This window comes from Anaerolineae bacterium (assembly GCA_013178165.1).
Classification (GTDB): domain Bacteria; phylum Chloroflexota; class Anaerolineae; order Aggregatilineales; family Ch27; genus Ch27.
This window is the reverse complement of sequence record JABLXG010000016.1, coordinates 44953-66953: the sequence shown is the minus strand read 5'-3', so window position 1 is coordinate 66953 and position 22001 is coordinate 44953. Positions and strand designations below refer to the sequence as shown.

The following is a 22001-nucleotide window of genomic DNA, read 5'->3' as shown; positions in this document are numbered from 1 at the left end:
ATGCGCCTCACCCGGTTCGATCGGGCTGTGTACTCTGGCCATAAACTGCGAACTCCTTAACTGTGCTGCATCGATACTGCAGAGTAATGCTGCACCTCATCCTGTCCTGCCGGGCAAAATCCGGAGGGCAAGCCGGGTTTGATACCATAATGAGTCAGGGTCTGGTTTACTCTAAATTTGTGTTGCCCCAAAGTCAGACTCTGGCGAATCTGGCGGAGTAAATCCGGGTGCTTGCGTTTGCCATAATTCATGCTACCATCAAAAAGAATTGTTTTCCCCCCTTTTTGTATTCGTCATGGCTTCCTCAGGAGACGAGACATGCGCAAGTCTATCTTAATATTCATGTTGATTTGTCTTGTTCTGGGTGGAATGTCAACGCTTTCTGCTCAGGAAGGCAAGACGCTGATTGATGCTTTCCCCGCTGATCCGACGACGTTCAATACGGTCACCTGGGTTGAGGGGGTAGATTCCTACGCCCAGGACCTCATCTTCCCTTCACTCGTGCGGACAAATGTAGATACCGGGCAACCCGAACCCTACCTGGCAGAATGGGTAGTCTCCGAGGATGGCCTGACCTATACCTTTACCATCCGCGAAGATGCCGTCTGGAGCGATGGTGTGCCCATCACCTCAACAGACGTAGCCTTCACGTTGAACGCCATGTTCAGCGACAAGGTACAGACTTTCAGGACGATCAGCGGACTTGACTCGATCAATATCATCGACGACAAACACTTTGAGATCGTCTTGAAGGCCCCCACCTGTGGCTTGTTCAGCCAGATCGGGATCGGGATCATGCCCGCCCACAAGTTCGCCCCCGATTACAGCGACTTCATGACCTCGGAGTTCAACGTGCGCCCTGATGTCAGCGGCGGCCCGTTCATCCTGACCGAGCGCCTGGCGGATGAATTCATCCGCTTTGAAGCGAACGATACTTTCTTCATGGGAAGGCCGCAGATTGACCAGTATCTGATCAAGATCATCCCGGATCCTACAGTACGTCTCCAGGCTCTGGAAAGTGGTGAGGCCGATTACGCAGTGGGGTTGAGCAGCGAACAGATCGCGCCGTTTGTGGACAACCCCAATTTCGTCCTTCACCCGAGAGAAGCCAACGGTTGGCGGGTAATTCTGTTTAACCTCGCTGATCCGGCCCAGCCCATGCCGGCACGCGATGAGAATGGCAACCTGATCGAGCAGCCGCCTCACCCCATTCTTGGTGATCCCCGGGTCCGCAAGGCCCTGATCATGGGGTGGAACCATGATGATGGCGTCCTGCTGACCGGCGAAGGCGCTCGCCGCCTGGTCGGCCCGGTTGCCCCAATCCTGACTGACGCCTACAACAACAACCTGGAACTCTATCCCTACGATCCCGAAGCCGCCGCCGCCCTCCTTGACGAAGCTGGCTGGGTCCTCAATGGCGATGTCCGGGAGAAGGACGGCGTCCCGCTGGCGCTGGAGGTGGTGTATATCGCCGGCTTTGGGGATTACGCGGCTGTCCTCGCCGACTACTGGTCAGCCTTGGGGGTTGACGTCACCCTGACCACCGGTGAGCAGGGCGTGATCATCAATGAGTACGTCGCTTCACAGACCTTCGACGTTTTCATCATTCAGGCCGCCTGGCCAGAGCCAACACCGGATGTCTTGTTGAACTTCATGTGGAACAGCGTCAACGACTTCGGCACGAACTTCGGCTCGTTCGTCAACGAGGAGTTCGACAGCATCCTAGCCGAACTGGCGACCGCAGACTGTGCCATGGAAGCCCGCCAGCCGCTCTACTACCGGCTGCAGGAAATCCTTCACGAGACCGCGGCGGCTGACTTCATCAGCACTACTGTAGACTATGTAGTCACCAGCGCGCGTATTGGCAATGCCCGGTTTACGGCCTGGGGATATTCGCCGACCTGGGAATGGACGCTCAACGACTAGCAGCGTCGGCAGTTGCATGATCCCGGGGAGGGACACGCCAGGGGGTGTGTCCCTCCCCAATTATGCCGGACGGTATCGCACTTATGGAGGATAAGATGAAAGAACTGGCAGGTTTCGCCGAATTCGTCAACGAGATCATGCAGCACTGGCAGGTTCCCGGCGTTGCGGTTGGCGTTGTCAGGGATGGCGAACTGGTCTACGCCGAGGGCTTTGGCTACCGGGATGTTGAGCGCCAGCTGCCTGTAACCCCCGAGACGATCTTCGCCATCGGTTCATGCACCAAGGCCTTTGCCGCTACCAGCGCCGGGATCATGGTCGACGACAAAAAGCTCGACTGGCACACGCCGATCCGGAAATGGCTGCCCACCTTTGAACTCCAGGATCGATTCGCCACCGAGCGCATGAATCTGGCCGATCTGCTCTGCCATCGATCCGGTCTGCCACGGCACGATGTACTCTGGTACAACTCAACCGCCAGCCGGGAAGAACTCATTGAGCGTCTGAAATACCTGGAGCCGAGCAAAGACTTCCGCACCTTCTGGCAATACCAGAATCTCATGTACGTGACGGCAGGGTATCTGGCCGGGCACGTCAATGGGACCAGCTGGGAAGAGCTTGTCCAGCAGCGCATCTTTGATCCGCTGGAGATGACCAGCAGCAATTTCTCCGTAGAAGTCTCGCAGCAGACTGATAACCACGCCCTGCCCTATGAAACTGACCACAAGACCAGGCAGCGCGAGCGGATCCCCTTCCGCAACATCGATGCGGTAGGCCCGGCGGGATCGATCAACTCCAACATCATCGACATGGCCAACTGGGTGATCATGAATCTCAATGGCGGCGAATTCAAAGGCCACCGGATCATCGCCGAAGATACACTCAAGGAACTCCATTGCGCCCAGATGCCCCTTGTTCCTGAGGCCATGCTGTACCCGCCGCTCGAAACTCACCCCGAAGTGGGACAGGCCAGTTACGGCTTCGGCTGGTTCGTCCAGAATTACCGCGGTCACCGCTGGGTGCACCACGGTGGCAATATCGATGGTTTCTGCGCCCTGGTGTCATTGCTGCCACAGGAAAAGCTCGGCCTGGTCGTCCTGACGAATCTGGATGGGGTGGCGGCGCTGCCGATCACCTGCCATGCCATGGATCTCCTGCTGGGCCTCCAGCCGATCGACTGGAACGCCCTCTGGCAGGACTTCTACAACAAGATGCTGGAAGGCGCTGAGCAGGCTAACCAGAAGCTGATGGACTCCCGGATTCCCGATACCAGACCGTCCCACCCGCTGGCTGATTACGCCGGCGAATATGTGCACCCCGGCTATGGCGTGCTGACTGTTGAATGTCGTGGTGAGGAACTGGTAGCCATCTATAACCGGCTGGAAATGCCGCTGACCCATCATCATTACGATGTATTCCTGGCCAAAGCGAAACTAACCCCTGCTTACCTGCCGACTACCTTCTCAATCGGCATTGACGGATCGGTCAGTGCGGTTACGCTCCCGCTTGCGCCGGGCGTGAAAGCCATTGAGTTCACCCGGAAGCCCTCTCCGGCGCCGGTCTCAGAGGGTCAGACCACTGAAGCGTAGTAGCTATGAGCAACCTCATCCTCCGCGAAATTCGAACCATGCCAGAGTTCAGGGCGTTGCTGGAACTCCAGCAAGCCATCTGGGGGATGCCGCCTGGCGAGGCCACCTCACCGTATGTGATGAACGCGGTTGTCCACAACGGTGGCGTCGTCATCGGCGCAGAAGTCGATGGACAGCTGGTGGGATTCTGCTTCGGTTTTGTCGGCTGGCGGGATGAAGGCAAACTGCTCTGGTCACACATGACCGGTGTCTTGCCGGAATTCCGCGACCAGGGTGTCGGTTTCCGGCTCAAGCATGCGCAGCGCCAGTGGGCGCTTGAACATGGCTTTACCGTCATCGGCTGGACCTTCGATCCCATGCAGCGTGGCAACGCCAACTTCAATTTCCGCCATCTAGGAGCGATCGCCAATACCTACCATGTCGATCTGTATGGCGAGATGACCGACGAAATCAATGCCGGGCTGGCCAGCGACCGGCTAGAAGTCAGGTGGTTGCTCAATGATGAACGCGTGGTAGCCTCAGCGGAAAACCGGCCGCTGGAAAGACCGGATATCCCATTTGACAAAGCAGCGTTTGTCCTGCGCGCCAGTGAGGGCGATACGCTGATCTATTCCCCGGAGACAGCATTTGAGCATTCCATCTGCTTCATCGAAATACCCTACCAGCTTAATGCCCTGAAACGCAGCAACATCGGCCTGGCCCAGCGCTGGCAACTGGCGTTACGCCAGGCCATGCAGGCGGCATTCCAGCGAGGGTATGTCGCCGTGGATTTCGTGACCCGGGAGGAAAGAGGCTGGTATGTCCTGAAGCGCCTGGAACCGCAGTCGCAACCGTAGCGCTTGTCGACCGGTTCGGAATGGCTGCTGCTGTATCGGCACAGCATATTCGCCTGGATGCCCTGATGGGCAATTAATCCTGCCCTCAACCTACAGGAGGACTCATGAGCCAGGAAAAGTTCGAGAAGGTCGTCCAGATTGTCAGAAACATGATGGAAGAGCATCATGTGCCCGGTGTGGCAGTAGGGCTTGTCCACGGCGATCAGACCTTTACAGCCGGTCTGGGCGTGACCAGCGTGGACAACCCGCTGGCAGTCACCGACGAGACCCTGTTCCAGATCGGATCGATCTCCAAGACCTTCACTGCCACGGCCGTCATGCGCCTTGTCGAAGCGGGCAAGCTCGACCTTAACGCGCCCGTCCGGCACTACCTGCCCGGCTTCCGCGTCGCCGATGAATCGGTCGCTGCGACCACCACGGTGCGCCACCTGCTGACTCATAGCACGGGGTGGGATGGCGATGTCTTCACCGATACCGGTACCAACGATGACGCGCTGGCAACCTACGTGGAAAAGCTGGCCGGAGTAGAACAACTGGCGCCGCCGGACACCCTGTTTTCCTACAACAATGCCGCCTTCAGCATCGCCGGGTTGTTGATTGAGAAGGTGACTGGCAAAACCTACGAGGCGGCGATCAAGGAACTGATCTTTGCGCCGCTGGGCATGGAGCGCTCGTTCTTTTTTGCGCGCGATCTGCTGACCTTCCGGTTCGCGGTAGGGCATGTCGTCATTGACAATGCTCCCCGGGTTCAGCGCCCCTGGGAACTCCCTCGCGCCGTCAATCCTGCCGGCGGGATTACCTGCCATATCAGGGACCTGCTGCGCTATGCCCGTTTCTACATGGGCGATGGGACCACAGAGGACGGAACGTGTCTGTTAACTCCGGAATCAATGCAGCTGCTGCAGACGCCCACCTTCCCCATCAACGACTTTGATGGCGATGTGGGTCTGAGCTGGTGGATCAAGACACTCAACGGCGTCAAGTTCATCGAACACGGCGGCACCACCCTGGGGCAGAACAGCAGGCTGGTGATCGCTCCCGCCCGGCAGTTTGCCATAGCAATCTTGACCAACGGGGATCATGGCAGGATGCCCATCGACGAGGGTGTCAAGCTGGCGCTCAGGGAATTCCTCGGCGTTGAGGAACCTGCTCCCACACCCATCGACGTCACTCCTGAGCAGTTGCAGGAGTATGTGGGCAAATACGCCCGCCCGGCGATGAGCTTTGATGTCACCCTGCAAGATGGCTCCCTCTTCGTGTCGATTTCGCAGAGCGTCGAGCTGGAGACAGAGGAAAAACCACCGGCGCCTCCGCCTATCAAACTGGCAATGTGTGGCAAAGACCAGGCATACCTCACCGAAGGCATCTATAAAGACATACGGGCGGAATTCCTCCGCAGGGAAGATGGCCGCATTGGCTGGCTGCGGCTGGGCGCGCGGATCAACAAACGTATCGAATAATCTGCTGACCAACCACAATGCCGGGACGTATGTTCTCCCCCGCTGCACCCGTACCCGGACGCTAAGGAGTTCCGCAAAAAAGATGAGTTCCGGCCTGGCCAGGACGGTGCGCCTGGCGAGCCGGAACTCATTCTGTGCTTTCGGGCAATATACCGCACTCCACCGAATACTGACTGCGCCATCTTGCTGGCGACCCGCCCTCCGTAACAGGCATCTGCCAGGTGCATCAGCGCTGCATTCGGAATACCGCCGGAGAAGGCCTCAAGCGCCCCTGGCAGACAGCCGATCGTGAGCGAAACCAGCACTACCAGCGCCAGGCGCTGGCGGCAAAATCCGGGCGCAATCTCTGAGGCAAAAAGCCTTACAATGGTAGAAAGCAGTGAGGTTCAGGAGGGCTGCCATGACCGGCGTCAGGGTTGGCAAGGTCACCCACTACTTCGACCGTATCCGTGTGGCTGTGGTTCAGCTGGAGCGGCCTCTGGCCGTTGGCGACCACGTCCAGTTTGTCAAGCGCGGCTTTGTCCTGTTTGAGCAGGATGTCACCTCCATGCAGGTCAACCACCAGAACATCACGTCAGCACAGGCGGGGGACGAAGTCGCTATCCGGGTCATCGAGGAAGTCAACCGTAACACGGAGGTGTATAAGCCGTAACCGGCAGTTCAACATGACTGTTGCCCGGCCCATTTAATTCCCCCCCGACAGTCAGGCTACGGCAGTACAAGAGCCCCCACACCAACGTTGTTCGCCCCCGGCGCATCTACTCTCTGAGCCGGGGCCTCTGTATTGTTGCGCCCCGCGCCAACAGCAGGCACGATCCTCACTGTCCGCAGGCTTACAGGTGCATAGCACTTGCGTGAACGGTCCATTTCCATTTGTGAATATCCTCACCCAAATTGACGTGAAAGCAAACTCTTCCCTATAATAGATTATACGGTTGCACTGCTGTCTGGCTGGCCATGCGTTGAGGGTCAGGGGGAACCATGGCTCCAGCAAACCAGAGGGAAGGCCTACCGACCGGCGCTGTGATGGTCGTCGGTGGAGGCATCGGGGGTATGCGCGCCGCCCTGGATCTGGCGGATGCCGGGCTGCGCGTGTATCTTGTGGAGCAAACGCCCTGTCTAGGCGGGCGGGTAGCGCAACTTGGTTTTATGTTTCCCCAGCACGATTGCGTGCTCTGCCGGGGTACCCCGGATCATGGTTACGGCTGCACCCGCCCCTCCATCTCCCCCGCTTACATACCCCACAATCAGCATCCCAACATCACCGTTCTGACTGGCACGCACGTCCTAGACGTGCAGGGCCAGGCCGGCGATTTTACTGTTTCACTGCGCCAGGACCCGCGCTATGTCGATCCGGCGCGGTGTACCGGTTGCGGGCGTTGCACTGAAGTCTGCCCGGCTGAGCTTCCTGACCCTTACCAGCAGGGCATGACCCCCCACAAGGCGATCCACAAAGTAGCCGCCCGCGCTGTGCCAGACACTTACGTGATCGAGCGGGGGCCATATTGCGTCTCCTGCAACCGTTGCGCTGATGCCTGTCCCAGCGCCGCTATCGATCTGTCCGAACAGCCCCGATTGCTGACTGTGGAAGTGGGCGCTCTGATCCTGGCTCTGGGCTTCCAGATTTATGATCCCACACCACTGGAAGAACTGGGCTACGGTCGTTACCCCAACGTGCTGCACGCTATGCATTACGAACGGCTGGCCAGCCGCTCTGGACCGACAGAGGGCATCGTGATCCGACCCTCTGATCATCAGCGCCCGCGCTCTATCGCCTGGCTGCAGTGCATCGGCTCCCGCGATCAGCAAAACCGCTATTGCTCCTCCATTTGCTGTATGGTGGCGACCAAAGAGGCGATGCTGGCCAAGCAGCGTTTAGGCAGTGATGTCAACTGCACGATCTTCATCATGGATGAACGCGCCTTCAACAAGGAGTACAGTTCCTATTTTGCCAGGGCGCGGAAGAAACATGGCGTCCGCTACATCCGCAGCCGTGTTTCCGGAATCCATGAGGACCCTACCACGCACAACCTTGTCCTGGATTACGCCGAACCGGACGGAACGCTACACCAGGAGACCGCCGAGATGGTGGTGCTGGCCGCCGGACTGCAACCGCCGGAAGGGGCGCGGCACCTGGCGAATCTGCTCGGTATCGAGTTGAACGAGTACGGCTTCTGCCAGACAGACAAATTCACCCCCCTGCAAACCAGCAGGCCGGGGATATTCGTCTGTGGCGCGTTCTCCTCGCCCAAAGAGATCGCCGAGACGATCATCGATGCCAGCGGCGCCGCCGCCGAAGCCATGCGCCTGTTGAACGACCGACTGAACACACACCCCTATTCCCGCGAATGGCCGTTCCTGGCTCCTGATGGCGTGCCGCCCGAACGCGATGTCAGTGGCGAACCGCCACGCGTTGGGGTTTTCGCCTGCACCTGTGGCGGCACCATCAGCGCCGTGCTCGACCTGCCAGCCCTGGCCCAGGCGGCTGAACGACTGCCCGGCGTCGTCGCCGCTGGCGTCATTGACTTCGCCTGTTTGCCCGAGCGGCTGGAACACCTCCAGGCGCGAATCCAGAATGAGAAGCTCAATCGTATCGTGGTGGCCGCCTGTAGCAACCGTACCCATGAGCCGCTATTCCAGCGGGCAGTCCGCATGGTCGGTCTTAATCCTTACCTGCTGGAAGTGGTCAACCTGCGGGAACAGTGTAGCCGTGTCCACCGCCAGCAACCGGCCCTTGCCCAGCGCAAGGCACAGGAGCTTGTTCGGGTAGCTGTCGGGCGGGTGATGGCGGCCCAACCTGTCCACAAGGATCGTCACCGCTGCCGCCCAACAGCCCTGGTGATCGGCGGTGGCGTGGCCGGGATGACTGCTGCACTGTCCATCGCCGATAGCGGCTACCATGTCCATCTGGTTGAACGCACAGAGATGCTGGGTGGCAACCTGCTGCAGATCCACTATGTGGCCGAGGGCTACCACCCCCAGCGTCTGTTGCGCGATCTCGTCAACCGGGTGCGTGCGCACCAGCGCATCACGGTCCACACGCGCACCGAGGTCATCAGCCACCAGGGACATGTCGGCTTCTTCCGCGTCGTCCTGCGCACCACATACCCTGATGGCTCCACCGAAGACCGCGAGATCGAGTATGGCGTGACCATCGTGGCAACCGGCGGACGCGAAACCGATCAGCACCCTCTGCTGGAACTACCAGGCGTCATCACCCAGCGACAACTGGAGGAGAAGATCATTCACGCGCCGGAGGAGATCGCCCGGTTGCGCGACGTGGTGATGATCCAGTGTGTACGACCCGAAGATACGCCCGAATACTGTTCGCGGGTCTGCTGCACCAATGCGATGAAGAACGCCGTGCGCCTCAGGCTATTCAACCCCAATTGCCGGGTCAGTGTGCTCTACAAGAACATCGTGACCTATGGATTCCGCGAGGCCTACTACACCGAAGCGCGCAATCACGGGGTGGTATTCATCCGTTATACCGATGATGCCCCACCGCAGGTCATCCACGATGGTCAGCGCCTGCGCGTCCGGGTGCGTGACCTTTCGCTCAACTGCGATCTGGAGCTACCCGCTGACCTGGTACCCCTGAGCATGGCCATTGCCCCGGCGGAAGGCACGGAAGCGCTGGCAAAGATGCTGCGCGTGCCGCTCTCCAGTGAACACTTCTTCGCCGAAGCACAGATTAAGTTGCGGCCCATGGACTTTATGCGCGAGGGGATCTTCCTGGCGGGGATGGCTCATTACCCCAAGTTCATCGAGGAGAGCATCAGCCATGCGTTGGCCGCCGCCGCGCGGGCGCTGCCGCTCCTGGCCCAGCAATCACTTTACCTGGGCGGCGTGGTCGCTCGTGTCGATCCGCAGAAATGCGTCGGTTGCCTGACCTGCACCCGTGTCTGTCCCTTTGCCATCCCCCAGGTCATCCAGCAGGAGGGGCGGACCGGTGTTGGCGGGCTAGGCGGCGCAGCGTTCATCGATCCGGCTCAGTGCCAGGGCTGTGGCACTTGCACCGCTGAGTGCCCGGCCAACGCCATCCAGCTTGTCCATTACACCGATGACCAGATGATGCTCCGGCCCATCGGCGGGTTGGGGAGCTGGCTGCCCGCCGCCATGCCGGGGGAGGCCACCTGATGAGCGCTCAACAGCCGTTTGAGCCGGAGATCACCGCTTTTTATTGCATCTATTGCGGCTATATGGCCGCTGACACTGCCGGCATCATGGACGTGCAGTATCCCGCCAATGTCAAATTCGTGCGGCTGCCCTGCACCGGCAAGACCGACATCCGCTATTTGCTGGAAGCCTTTGAGCAAGGGGCTGACGGCGTCTACCTGGTCGCCTGCCCCATCGGCAACTGTCACCATGTGCGCGGCAACGAGCGCGGGCTGGCCCGGGTACAACGCGCCAGGCAAATCCTCGACGCTATCGGTCTGGGCGGGGACCGGCTGGAGATATTCTTCATGTCCGGCAGCCAGGCCCAGGCCTTCGCCGCAGCAGCCCGGACGATGACCGACCGCATCAGGACGCTTGGCCCGAATCCACTTAAGCGTGCCAGCCAGGCTGGCGAAGCACCCCACCCCTCTGAACCGGAACCCGACGACGAGATTGGCTGGCGGGGCAGACGCACCGGATCGCTTCCTGGGCGGCGCTGACCCCAATCCGCTTCCAACACACCACAACCGGTCGAGCTATCAACGCAAGGGGGATGCCCCATGAGCAACCCCGATGGCAAACATCCCAACAACTCGCCAGTGGGGGCCGTGCTGGTTGTCGGCGGGGGTATCGCCGGTATGCAGGCCGCGCTGGATCTGGCTGAGCAGGGCTTCAGGGTCTATCTGGTGGAGGCGCAGTCGGCTATCGGCGGCAAGATGGCCCAGTTGGACAAGACCTTCCCCACCAATGACTGCGCCATGTGCACGATTTCCCCCCGCCTGGTGGATGTTGGGCGTCATCCCAATATCACCGTGATGACCAACACGGAAGTCCTGGAGGTCAGGGGCCAGGCCGGGAATTTTTCGGTGTATGTACGCCAGCATCCCCGCTATATCGACCCGGCACGTTGTATCGGCTGCGGCGACTGCGCCAAAGTCTGCCCGGTGATCGTCCCTGATTCGTTCAACGAAGGGCTATCAACCCGGCGGGCGGCCTACAAGCTCTACCCGCAGGCGGTACCCAACGCCTACGCCATCGAAAAGCGCGGTATCGCTCCCTGCCGAGACGCCTGCCCCGCCGGACAGCGTGCCCAGGGCTACATCGCCCTCATCCGTGAGGGCCGCTGGGAAGATGCGCTGCGCGTGATCAAGATGGACAACCCTTTCCCCGGCATCTGCGGGCGCATCTGCAACCACCGTTGCGAAACGGCCTGCAACCGTGGTCTAGTGGATGAGCCGATCAACATCCGGGCACTCAAGCGTTTCGTCACGGACAAGGTTTACGCCATGCCGCGCCAGCCGGTTGCGCCAGCGCCACGCCTGCATCCGGAACGCGTGGCGATCATCGGCGCGGGGCCGTGCGGACTCACCGCCGCACAGGACCTCGTCCTGGCAGGCTACGGCGTCACCGCTTTCGAGGCTATGCCCGTCGCTGGGGGAATGCTGCGGCTGGGCGTGCCGGAGTACCGCCTGCCGACCGCGATCATCGAACGCGAGGTCCAGGACATCATCGATCTCGGCGTTGACCTGCGGCTCAATCATCAGGTCAACAACCTGGACGATCTGTTTGATGAGGGCTTCGATGCCGTGCTGATCGCCGTCGGCGCGCACGAGGGCATCCGCTTGCCCATCCCCGGCGCCGACCTGGACGGTGTGCTGATCAACACGCACTTTCTGCGCGATGTGCGGCTGGGGCGCTACGCCGGGGGCGGAACCGATGCCCCGCCGCTGGGTCAGCGCGTGCTGGTGCTGGGCGGCGGCAATGTCGCCATCGACGTCGCTCGCAGCGCCCTGCGCCTGGGCCGGGAGGTCCACCTGGCCTGCTTGGAGGAGCGCGACCGGATGCCAGCGCATCCCTGGGAGATCGCAGCTGCCGAGGCGGAAGGTGTCGTCCTGCACCCCGGACGCTCTTTTGAGCGCATCGTGGGTGATGAGCGCGGGCATGTCTGCGGCGTTGAGTGCCAGCGGGTGGCCTCCTTCCACTTCGACGACGCCGGACGCCTGACGGTGGAGCGCGTGCCGGATTCCAACCACATCATCCCCTGCGACACGGTGATCTTCTCCGTCGGGCAACGGGCCGGCCTGGCGTTCATCCCCGACGACGCCGGCGTGGGGCTAACCCGCCAGCGGACGATCGCCGTCAATCCCAACACCCTTGCCGCCACGCGGGAGGGCGTCTTTGCCGCCGGAGATAGCGTCTCCGGCACGGCATTCGTGATCGAAGCCGTCGCCAGCGGCCACACTGCTGCCCGCTCGATCATCCGCTACCTGCAGGGAGAACACCTCGAACCGCCACACCGACCAGAGTTACCGGTGGTACGTCTGTCGGCTCAGGAGATCCAGGACCGTATTGCGCGCGGGGAGATCGTGCCGCAGCCTCGCGTGCCCATGCCGGAGCTGCCGGTTGCACAGCGCATCAGCAGTTTTGAGGAGGTTGAGCGCGGCTACGATGACCGGTCAGCCCAGCGGGAAGCGGCACGCTGCCTGGCCTGCGGTGTCTGCTCGGAGTGCATGAGTTGCACGTTCGCCTGTGGCGTGGGAGCCATCGACCACGACATGATCGCTCAAGACCAGGCGCTACAGGTCGGCGCAGTGATCCTGGCGCCCGGCTACCAGACCTACAACGCTACACTCTCACAGGAATACGGCCTGGGGCGCTTTCCGAACGTGATCACGGCGTTGCAGTTTGAGCGGCTGCTCTCCGCTTCCGGGCCGACGATGGGCCAGATTCGGCGTCCCTCAGACGGCCGCACGCCGCGACGAATCGCTTTCCTGCAATGCGTTGGCTCGCGCGACCAACAGCATGATTATTGCTCCGCCGTCTGCTGCATGTATGCCAGCAAGGAAGCTGTAATTGCCAAGGAGCACGCGCCGGACCTGGATATCCAGGTCTTCCTGATGGACATGCGCGCCTTTTCTAAAGGCTATCAGGAGTACTTTGAGCGTGCCCGCAACCTTTACGGCATCCGCTATACGCGCTGCCGTATTAGTGCCGTGCAGGAAGATGCAGAAACGCAGGACCTGATCCTGCACTATGTAGCGGATGATGGCCTGCCCACCAGCGGCCGGTTCGACCTGGTGGTGCTGTCGGTAGGCATGGAGATTTCCGAATCGGTGCGCGCGCTGGGCCGCCGCCTGGGCATCGAACTGGATGATTACGGATTTTGCCACACGGTGCAGTTCAACCCGCTGGAAACCAGCCGGCCGGGGATCTATGCCATCGGGCCATTCCGCGAACCCAAGGATATCCCCGAATCAGTTGTGGAAGCAGGCGGCGCTGCAGCTTCCGCCGCCGCCCGCCTCCGCGCAGCGCGCTTCAGCCTGACCAAGACCCCTGAGTACCCCCCGGAGCGTGATGTCAGCAGCGAGGAGCCGCGTATTGGTGTGTTTGTCTGCCACTGCGGATCGAATATCGGCGGCTATCTGGATGTGCCCGCGGTCGCCGAGTATGCTGCCGGGCTGCCCGGAGTCTGCCATGCGGAAGCGAACCTGTACACCTGCTCGCAGGATAGCATCCGCCACATTGCCGGGGAGATCGCCAGCCGCCGCCTCAATCGGGTGGTCGTGGCAAGCTGTACCCCGCTGACGCACCAGCCGCTCTTTCAGGATTGCCTGCGCTCCGCCGGCCTGAACCCCTATCTTTTTGAGATGGCCAACATCCGCAACCAGTGTTCCTGGGTGCACTCGCATGACCGCGAGGCAGCCACAGCCAAAGCAAAAGATCTGGTGCGGATGGCGGTCGCCCGCGCGGCGCGGCTGGAACCACAACACACGGTTGAGGTGTCCGTGCAACAGACGGCACTGGTTGTCGGCGGCGGGGCAGCGGGGATGATGGCGGCGGTATCGCTGGCGGAACAGGGCTTTGCGGTGCATCTGGTCGAACGGGAGGGAGAACTGGGCGGCAACCTGCGCCACGTGTTCACCGCCTGGGATGGCCGGGACCCTCAGCAGGTGCTGCACCATCTGATCGCGCAGGTGAAGGCGCAACAGGCGATCACAGTCCATCTGCGCAGCGTGGTCAGCGCCACCGCCGGGCACATGGGCAACTTCCACAGCACTATCCGGAGGGCAGATGGCCAGGAGCACCGGATCGACCACGGGGCCACCATCCTGGCGACCGGCGCGCAGGAATACCGGGGGCCGGATTATGGCTATGGCTCCGACCCGCGCATCCTCACCCAGCAGGAATTCGAAGTGTGTCTGGCGGCCGGGAACGACCTGCCACAGTCGGCGGTCATGATCCAGTGCGTAGGGCCAGCCGAGCAATTTTGCAGCCGCATCTGCTGCACAGTGGCGCTCAAAAACGCCCTGGCCCTCAAGGCGCGCCGACCAGATGCTCAGGTTGTCGTGCTGTACCGCGACATCCGCACCTACGGCTTTAAGGAACGCCTGTATAACAAGGCCCGCCAACAGGGGGTGATCTTCATCCGCTACGATGACGAACACCGCCCGGAAGTCACCTGCGCCGATCGGCTGCTCATCCGCGCCCATGACCCGGCGCTGGGCCGCACGCTGGCCCTGCAGCCGGACGTGCTGGTGCTGAGCATGCCGGTGATCCCGCGTGAGGATGCCCGCAAACTGGCGAATCTGTTCAAGGCGAACATTGACAGCCACGGCTTTTTCCTGGAAGCGCATGTCAAATTGCGCCCGGTTGACTTTGCCACCGATGGAGTCTTCATGGCCGGGATGGCCCACTACCCCAAGCTGCTCGATGAAGCGCTGATCCAGGCTCAGGCAGCGGCGGCGCGGGCGGCGCGGGTGCTCAGCCAGGCTACCCTGACTGCAGGCGGGCGAATCGCGGTAGTCGATCAGACAAAGTGCACCGGCTGCCTGACCTGCGTGCGGATCTGCCCGTTCGGCGTGCCGCGAATCGAGCCGGAACTGGTCGGCGTTGGCGGCATCCGCGGCGCAGCGATTATCGAGCCTGCGGTCTGCCAGGGGTGCGGCTCCTGCGCCGCTGAATGCCCGGCCCAGGCCATCCAGTTGATGCACTTCACCGACGCTCAGATGAGGGCCAAGGTTAGCGCTCTCCTGCGGGGCTTCCCTGGGAGCGTTGCCCTGGCCGCCGGGACATGAAACAGGAAGGAAGGTGGCGATGCCAGAGACTGACCCGTGCCACATTGTAGCCTTCTGCTGCGAGCATTGCGCCTACGCGGCGGCGGACCTGGCCGGAGGGTTGCGCCTGCAGTATCCGCCGGCCGTCAAGATTGTGCAGGTCCCCTGCACCGGCAGGATGGATATTTTGCTGCTGTTGCACGCCCTGGAGCAGGGCGCCGACGGCGTCATGGTAGCGGGCTGACTGCCCGGCGAATGCCATTACCTGGAAGGTAATGCCAACGCCAGACGCCGGATAGCACACCTGCAGGAATTGCTCAGGCAGATCGGTCTGGAGCCGGAACGGGTGCGGATGGTCAATCTGTCGGCGGCCATGGCTGCAGAGTTTGTGGCAGCTGTTGAGCAGATGCATGCGCAGGTTGCAGCGCTTGGCCCCAACCCGCTGAAGCGCCCGCCCGGCCACGGCTGAGGATGTGGTGTGCAGTCCTGCCGCCAGAGATCGGAAACTGGGGCAGGTTGATGAGGGATGATGCATGGGCTGGTCAACCGGAGTCGGCCATTTCCAGCCAAGTACGCCGGAAAAACTGCCCGCAGGTAGTGCGTGAGGAGGTGCGAACGTGATCGTCGCCGAACAAAAGCCTCTCCAGGAGATCAAATCACTGGTCGGGGAGGCGCAGCGCGTCCTTGTAGTCGGATGCGGCACCTGCGTCACCGTCTGTTTTGCGGGCGGGGCGCGGGAAGCCGCTATCCTGGCGGCGTCGCTGCGCATGTCCAGCCGTCTGGATGGAGTCGCCAAAGCAGTCACCGATGTGACCGTGCAACGCCAGTGCGAGTGGGAGTATCTGGATGCCATCGCCGGAGAAATCGGCAGTGTAGATGTGGTAGTTTCGCTTGGCTGCGGCATTGGCGTCCAGGCGATGGTGGAACACTTCCCAGCCGCGTGGGTTGTGCCGGGTCTGAACACCAGTTTCCTGGGCCTGCCCACCGAACAGGGTGTCTGGGCAGAGCGTTGCGCTGCCTGCGGCGATTGCATCCTGGGCATCACCGGTGGCATTTGCCCGATCGCCCGCTGCTCCAAGTCGCTGCTCAACGGCCCCTGCGGCGGCTCGGAAGGCGGGCATTGCGAAGTCAGCCCGGACATCCCCTGCGCCTGGCAGTTGATTTACGACCGCCTGAGCGCCATGAACCGGCTCGATACGCTGCTGGAACTCCAGCCGCCCAAGAATTGGCGCGCCGCGCGCGATGGCGGGCCACGCCGGATTGTCCGCCAGGACCTGCGACTGCCTGCCGAGGAGGACTAGCATATGACCGGCACTGCACCAGGCAATGGGTATCTCGCTGGCTCCAACCTGGAGCGTGTCCTGCGAGCAGGGCACTTCGCTGTCACGGCGGAGCTTGGCCCGCCGCAGAGCGCAGATGCGGCGGTGATCCGCAACAAGGCGGCGCTCCTCAAGGGGCTATGCGACGCCGTCAATATCACCGATAACCAGACGGCCATCGTGCGCATGTCCAGCATCGGCGCGGGGGCGCTGGTGCTCCAGGCCGGGCTGGAGCCAGTCATTCAGATGACCTGCCGCGATCGCAATCGCCTGGCCATCCAGAGCGATCTGCTGGGAGCTTACGCCCTAGGGATGCGCAATGTGCTGTGCCTTACCGGTGATCACCAAACCTTTGGCAACCACCCCACCGCCAAGAACGTTTTCGACATCGATTCGATCCAGCTTGTACGGATGGTCGCCGCCATGCGCGATGAAGGCGTCTTCCAGTGCGGCGACAAGTTCACCGGCCAGGAGCCGCGCTTCTTCATCGGGGCGGCAGCGGCGCCCTTCGCCGCGCCTGTAGATTTTCGCCCCTATCGTCTGGCCAAGAAGATCAAAGCCGGCGCGAACTTCATCCAGACTCAATTGATCTACGATATTGAAGCGTTCAAGCGCTTCATGGAGAAGGTGCGCAGTCTGGGCCTGCACGAACAGGCGTACATCCTGGCAGGAGTCGGCCCCCTGAAAAGCCCGGCTATGGCGCGTTACATGAAGGAGAATGTGCCTGGCCTGCTGGTACCCGACGCCCTGATCGAGCGCATGAATGCGGCGGGCGCACCCTGGGCCGGCAAGGGCAAGGACGAACTGACCAAAGAAGAACGAAAAGCCCGCGCCGAAGCATGGAAAGCCGAAGGTATCCAGATCTGCATCGAGTTGATCCAGGAAATCCGCACCATCGAAGGCGTGGCCGGCGTGCACATTATGGCCATCGAATGGGAGGAAGCCGTTGAGCCGATCACCCGCGGCGCGGGATTATTGCCGCGCCCGGTCATTGCCGAACCGGTAAGTTAGGGGGCAAGCCTATGAGCGCCCAGCAGCAGGTTGGCGAACAGCGGTCAATCAACCCCGGTCTAGCCCGCCGGGTCATGGATGAGATCGGGCAAAACGTCTATCTATGCTATCAGTGTGTCAAGTGCACCAGCGGCTGCCCGGTCGCCGCTTTCTTCGACTGGCAGCCCAACCAGGTTATGCGCGCCCTGCAGCTGGGCCAGGAGGATATCGCCCTGCAGGCAGAAACGCCCTGGCTGTGCGCTTCCTGCCAGACCTGCACCACGCGCTGCCCGCAGGGCCTGGACATCGCCAGGATCATGGAGTTTCTGACCCGCGAGGCGCTGGTGCGGAACATCAAGCCGCCGATCCCTGAAGTCGATGCCTTCAACAAAGCCTTTCTGCGGGAGGTGCGCCTGTGGGGGCGGGCTTACGAGCCAGGACTGATGGTGGAACTGAAGCTGCGTGCCCTGAGCGCCCGGCATCCGGAGGCGCTCACCGAGGATCTTGACCTCTACGTCAAGATGTTGCGCAAAGGCAAGGTTTCCCTGCTGCCCAGAACAGGCCGTCCACGGCGCAAAATCGCCCCCGTACCCGGTGCAACCGGGGCCATCGCCTACTATCCTGGCTGTTCGCTCCATTCCACAGCCACGGAGTTCGATGTTTCCGCCAGGGCGGTGTGCGAGGCGCTGGGGCTAACCCTGATCGAGCCACGCGGCTGGACATGCTGTGGCAGCTCAGCGGCCCACCGCGCCGATCCTGAGCTAGCCCTACGGCTGCCCCTGGAGAATCTGGCCCTCGTTGAGCAGAGCGGTTTCACAGAAGTGACGATGCCCTGTGCGGCGTGCTTTAACCGGCACAAAGCCGCCCAGTACGAATTCCGGCACAACGCTGAGCAGGCCGCCGCCCCTGCCAGTGTGCCCGGCGCTTCCTATCGGGATACTGTCCGCGTCAGCACGTTGCTCCAGACCATCATCACCCATGTTGGACCGCGTCAGATCACCGAACGGATACAGCGCCCGCTGACCGGTCTACGGATAGCCTGCTACTATGGCTGCCTGCTCACCCGCCCGCCGCAGGTCACCGAAGCCCCTCACCCGGAAAATCCAACCGACATGGACGAGCTGATGGCTGCCCTGGGGGCGGAAGTGGTGGATTGGTCGTACAAGACAAGTTGTTGCGGCGCAGCCCACTCCCTGACCCGCCCGGAAATCGTGATCAGGTTGAGCGGCGAACTGATCAGGCATGCTCAGGAAGCTGGCGCTGACGCCATCGCGGTCGCCTGCCCGCTCTGCCACACCAACCTGGACGCCCGCCAGTTTCAGATGACCCTTGAGCAGCCCATGCCCATTCTGTATTTCACCCAGTTGATGGCGCTGGCCCTGGGACTGCCGGAGAAAGCCGCCGCGTTGCACAAGAATCTGGTTGATCCGCGTCCGTTGCTGGGAGAAAAGGGCTTTCTGCCTTCACACCAGCAAGGCCCCCGGGATGGTAAGAGGGCCTGGTCCCGGGGGGAGTAAGACACATGGCATCGGGATCCTGCCACACGGCCCTCCGGCAACGCGGCCACAACAGGGGAGCCTGATCGTGCTCTACGTTGACCTGGTCGACACGCTCACAGAGATCTGGGGCATCCTGTGCGACGCCTATGATGTCACGGCGGAACTGCCAGAGATCGGCCTGCTGTTCGCTGAAGCCGACCTCAACCGGCCCGACCAGGCTGCGGAAATCGTGCTCGCCAATATGCTCTCCGAGATTATCGAGCGCATCGGGCGGTTCTCACCGTGCTACAAACTGCCTGCGGAAGCGTTTGGCCTGGTCTTATCCAGCGACCGCCCGGCGCAGCGGGTCGCCCGCTGGGTACTATCACCGGCGGCTGTGCGCCAGTGGAAGCGGTTTCTCACCACGCTGGGGACGGCCATAGCCCGCAGCACCGTCCTGATTCAAGCCGCCGAACTGCTTGATGGCCTGCCCGTTGTAACTCCTTCCGACAAAACGCAGGTGCTGGCGCGCTGCGTTTGCCAGCCACCGCGGTTGATCCTGGTCAACCACAGTGTCTTCGAGGCGACCCAAATCATCTGCCACGCCTGCCACCGGCCTTTTGAACCTGTCGAGGAAGGCTGACTTGCCCCGATTTGCGCGCCAACAAGGAGTCGGTAAACGGAGAATTCCAATACACTCAACCCGTGTTGGGGAATAACCTGACACGAATCCCCTCGCCGCCTTCATGAACACCCGCCGCCAGTTCTTGAAGGCCGCTGACCATCGCTCGCTATCGTCCCCGCCCGCGCGCGTATATGCGCTGATGTCCTCCATCAAGGGCGGTTGTCTTCACCGATGGCCTCAGTTTGCGGCCGATGTGCAACACGGCAGCGTATCGATGATACCATCATCATAAAGCTACAAGATCCGCTTCCGGCAAAGGAGAGCGTATGTTACGAGTGGGCATCGTCGGTGCTGGCTGGATCGGGCGCTGGCACGCTGAGCGTTGGAAGCGTCTGCCAGTTGCACTGATTGGTTTCTACGATACCGATGCAGACCGCTGCCGCCGGGCTGCCGAAGATTTTGGCGGCAAAGCTTTCACCACCCTGGAAGACCTGATCAGCGTAGTCGATATCGTCACCGTTTGCTCGCCAACCCCGTTCCATAAAGAAGCCGTACTGCTGGCCGCCGCACTGGGCAAGCATATCTTCTGCGAAAAGCCTCTGGCGCGTTACCCCGCTGACGCCGAGGCTATGGCTGAGGCCTGTGAAAAAGCCGGCGTGCGATTGTATGTCGGGCAGGTGTTACGTTTCTTCCGCCAGTATGTGCGGGCCAAACAGCTACTGGACGAAGGCCTGATCGGGACGCCTGGCCTGATCCGCCTGGTACGCGGCGCAGGCCATCCCACCGGCCCCCAGGGTCGTTCCTGGTTTGAGTCTGTTGAACAGGCCGGTGGAACAATCATGGAGGGCGGCGTCCACGATCTGGACTATGCCCGCTGGTGCCTGGGCGAGGTGGAACATGTCTTTGCCCGCGGGATCACCTACAGGACACTGCCCTTCCCCGGTGACCATATCCTGGTCATCCTCCGTTTCAAAAACGGGGCGCTGGGGCATATCGAAGGAAGCTGGATGGTTACGGACGGTCGCTTCCGGCAGAGCTTCCTGATCGCTGGCGATCGCGGTTTGCTGGAATATGATAGCCTGCCCGCCGAACAACTCGCGATTTCGCTGCGCGAAGACCGCCGTGTCCCCCTGCTTCCCCAGGAACCGCTGGCAGAACATGACGATCCCTATTTTGCCCAGCTAGAGCACTTCCTGACCTGCCTGAAGAAAGATCAGGAGTTCCGGGTCTCACCTCGTGATGGTATCGAGGCAGTCCGCCTGGCAGTCGCCGCACTGCAGTCTGTGCGTACCGGGCAACCTGTCCGATTGGAGGTTGTGTGATGCGCATTGGGTTGCTGGGCGCAGCGAGCGCCAAGACCAGACAGACTCTGCGGATTCTGGGCGCCTGTCCTGACGTGTACATCGTTGGCGTCAGTGACTCTCTCCCGGCTCGCGCACAGGCATTAGGCGCAGAGTTCAGGATCACGCCATACGAGGAAGCAGGAGACATCCTGAACCAGGGCGTGGACGCCGTGATCGTGGGCGCGGAGCCAGCAGCCCGATCAGCGCTGATCCGCCTGGCTGCCGGAACGACACCCTGCTTACTGTGTGACATTCCGTTTGCCCCAACGCTTGAAGAAACCAGGGCTGCTCTTGCCGCCTGTGAAACACATGGGACAATGGTTCAGCCAACCCTGTACTTGCGCTATGCCCCGGTCATGCGCACGCTCAGGCAAGTCCTGGATGAACGCAGACTCGGGCAGGTCTTGAGTGTCAAGATCAGCTATCATGGCAAGCGCTCTATGGATTTGCCGGAGCCTGAACCATCGGCCAGTGCGATCTTCTACCGCGGGCCACACATCATTGACTTGCTGTGCTGGCTACTGAACACCGAGATCACCGAAGTTTATGCCCAGACTGGCATGGCGTTGTTGGGCAACAATCCCGGCATAGAAGACGTCGGTATGCTGTCGTTTAGCCTGGCCAACGGCGCATATGCGACCGCTGACGTAAGCTGGGCCTTGCCAGAAGCCTACCCGGCTCCTGAAAACCTGAAGCTCGAGATCATTGGCGACGCTGGCTCGATCCGGGTAGACGCCTTTCGGCAACACGTTGACCTGCATACGACGTCGACACGCTGGGTCAACTGGGGCACCGATCCACTCGCCGAGATGCTCCGCCAGTTCTTGGACATAGTTGCAGCCGGGCGCTTTCCTGAGCTTGACGGACAGATGGCCCTGCGTGCTCAGGTGATTGTGATGGCTGCCCAGCGATCTTCGGTGACGGGAACACCGGTAAAACTTCACCAGTAGCGGCTCCCGGAACCGGCTTCCTCAGCTGTCATGGGGGGCGCCAAAGGTCCTGTCACAGTCACCATCACAGCCATGTTGCGCATACTGCATCATCACGATTGACAGTGATTCGCGGAATCAAGTATGATTCAAAATAGCAGGTCGGGAGCAACAACCGGATGGGATAGAGCAAAGACACCGTTGCCGCCCCTGCAAATCGCCCCGACCGGTATCGACAGGTGGTCCTGTGGCTTCTCACACTAACTCTCTGTTGAGAACAGGGGAAAGGAAGGTTCC

Annotated in this window: 15 protein-coding genes; all 15 read left to right on the top strand. The window is 61.4% G+C overall.

The genetic code is table 11. The features are described from left to right. Window positions 1–318: 318 nt before the first annotated feature. The 15 genes from HPY64_11285 to HPY64_11215 all read left to right on the top strand — a co-directional run bounded on the left by HPY64_11285 (window position 319) and on the right by HPY64_11215 (window position 21725). Complete coding sequence (locus HPY64_11285) at window positions 319–1926, top strand: hypothetical protein (GenBank protein NPV67719.1); 1608 nt, start codon at window positions 319–321, stop codon at window positions 1924–1926. Window positions 1927–1988: 62 nt separating this feature from the next. Beyond that, entirely contained in the window at window positions 1989–3512 is a 1524-nt protein-coding gene (locus tag HPY64_11280; protein ID NPV67718.1) for a serine hydrolase, read from the top strand. A 5-nt stretch (window positions 3513–3517) separates the two neighbouring features. Next, the gene (locus HPY64_11275) at window positions 3518–4348 is read left to right on the top strand and encodes a GNAT family N-acetyltransferase (protein ID NPV67717.1); all 831 of its coding nucleotides are present in this window, start codon (window positions 3518–3520) and stop codon (window positions 4346–4348) included. A gap of 104 nt (window positions 4349–4452) precedes the next feature. Continuing rightward, window positions 4453–5808 (top strand): beta-lactamase family protein, encoded by a 1356-nt coding sequence (locus HPY64_11270; protein ID NPV67716.1) that lies wholly within the window; start codon window positions 4453–4455, stop codon window positions 5806–5808. A 400-nt stretch (window positions 5809–6208) separates the two neighbouring features. Then, entirely contained in the window at window positions 6209–6460 is a 252-nt protein-coding gene (locus HPY64_11265) for a hypothetical protein (protein ID NPV67715.1), read from the top strand. A 329-nt stretch (window positions 6461–6789) separates the two neighbouring features. Continuing rightward, window positions 6790–9948: a CoB--CoM heterodisulfide reductase iron-sulfur subunit A family protein gene (locus tag HPY64_11260; protein NPV67714.1), complete on the top strand. Its 3159-nt coding sequence runs from the start codon at window positions 6790–6792 to the stop codon at window positions 9946–9948. Next, on the top strand, window positions 9948–10466 hold the full coding sequence (locus tag HPY64_11255; GenBank protein ID NPV67713.1) for a hydrogenase iron-sulfur subunit: 519 nt from the start codon (window positions 9948–9950) through the stop codon (window positions 10464–10466). Before HPY64_11260 ends, HPY64_11255 begins: the two co-directional genes overlap by 1 nt. A gap of 60 nt (window positions 10467–10526) precedes the next feature. After that, window positions 10527–15041 (top strand): FAD-dependent oxidoreductase, encoded by a 4515-nt coding sequence (locus tag HPY64_11250; protein ID NPV67712.1) that lies wholly within the window; start codon window positions 10527–10529, stop codon window positions 15039–15041. A 19-nt stretch (window positions 15042–15060) separates the two neighbouring features. After that, on the top strand, window positions 15061–15489 hold the full coding sequence (locus HPY64_11245) for a hydrogenase iron-sulfur subunit (protein NPV67711.1): 429 nt from the start codon (window positions 15061–15063) through the stop codon (window positions 15487–15489). Between the two features lie 148 nt (window positions 15490–15637). After that, window positions 15638–16321 (top strand): hypothetical protein, encoded by a 684-nt coding sequence (locus HPY64_11240; GenBank protein NPV67710.1) that lies wholly within the window; start codon window positions 15638–15640, stop codon window positions 16319–16321. 3 nt (window positions 16322–16324) lie between these two features. Further along, window positions 16325–17350 (top strand): methylenetetrahydrofolate reductase, encoded by a 1026-nt coding sequence (locus HPY64_11235; protein ID NPV67709.1) that lies wholly within the window; start codon window positions 16325–16327, stop codon window positions 17348–17350. Window positions 17351–17361: 11 nt separating this feature from the next. After that, complete coding sequence (locus HPY64_11230) at window positions 17362–18846, top strand: hypothetical protein (protein ID NPV67708.1); 1485 nt, start codon at window positions 17362–17364, stop codon at window positions 18844–18846. A gap of 67 nt (window positions 18847–18913) precedes the next feature. Then, window positions 18914–19450 (top strand): hypothetical protein, encoded by a 537-nt coding sequence (locus tag HPY64_11225; protein NPV67707.1) that lies wholly within the window; start codon window positions 18914–18916, stop codon window positions 19448–19450. Window positions 19451–19758: 308 nt separating this feature from the next. Then, window positions 19759–20754 (top strand): Gfo/Idh/MocA family oxidoreductase, encoded by a 996-nt coding sequence (locus HPY64_11220; protein NPV67706.1) that lies wholly within the window; start codon window positions 19759–19761, stop codon window positions 20752–20754. Continuing rightward, the gene (locus tag HPY64_11215) at window positions 20754–21725 is read left to right on the top strand and encodes a Gfo/Idh/MocA family oxidoreductase (protein ID NPV67705.1); all 972 of its coding nucleotides are present in this window, start codon (window positions 20754–20756) and stop codon (window positions 21723–21725) included. The genes HPY64_11220 and HPY64_11215 overlap by 1 nt, the downstream gene beginning before the upstream one ends. Window positions 21726–22001: the final 276 nt, after the last annotated feature.

Excerpts from the sequence above, each read along its gene's own strand:
- HPY64_11285 (NPV67719.1), top strand. The coding sequence starts at position 319 with ATGCGCAAGTCTATCTTAATATTCATGTTGATTTGTCTTGTTCTGGGT.
- HPY64_11280 (NPV67718.1), top strand. The coding sequence starts at position 1,989 with ATGCCGGACGGTATCGCACTTATGGAGGATAAGATGAAAGAACTGGCA.
- HPY64_11275 (NPV67717.1), top strand. The coding sequence starts at position 3,518 with ATGAGCAACCTCATCCTCCGCGAAATTCGAACCATGCCAGAGTTCAGG.
- HPY64_11270 (NPV67716.1), top strand. The coding sequence starts at position 4,453 with ATGAGCCAGGAAAAGTTCGAGAAGGTCGTCCAGATTGTCAGAAACATG.
- HPY64_11265 (NPV67715.1), top strand. The coding sequence starts at position 6,209 with ATGACCGGCGTCAGGGTTGGCAAGGTCACCCACTACTTCGACCGTATC.
- HPY64_11260 (NPV67714.1), top strand. The coding sequence starts at position 6,790 with ATGGCTCCAGCAAACCAGAGGGAAGGCCTACCGACCGGCGCTGTGATG.
- HPY64_11255 (NPV67713.1), top strand. The coding sequence starts at position 9,948 with ATGAGCGCTCAACAGCCGTTTGAGCCGGAGATCACCGCTTTTTATTGC.
- HPY64_11250 (NPV67712.1), top strand. The coding sequence starts at position 10,527 with ATGAGCAACCCCGATGGCAAACATCCCAACAACTCGCCAGTGGGGGCC.
- HPY64_11235 (NPV67709.1), top strand. The coding sequence starts at position 16,325 with ATGACCGGCACTGCACCAGGCAATGGGTATCTCGCTGGCTCCAACCTG.
- HPY64_11230 (NPV67708.1), top strand. The coding sequence starts at position 17,362 with ATGAGCGCCCAGCAGCAGGTTGGCGAACAGCGGTCAATCAACCCCGGT.
- HPY64_11220 (NPV67706.1), top strand. The coding sequence starts at position 19,759 with ATGTTACGAGTGGGCATCGTCGGTGCTGGCTGGATCGGGCGCTGGCAC.
- HPY64_11215 (NPV67705.1), top strand. The coding sequence starts at position 20,754 with ATGCGCATTGGGTTGCTGGGCGCAGCGAGCGCCAAGACCAGACAGACT.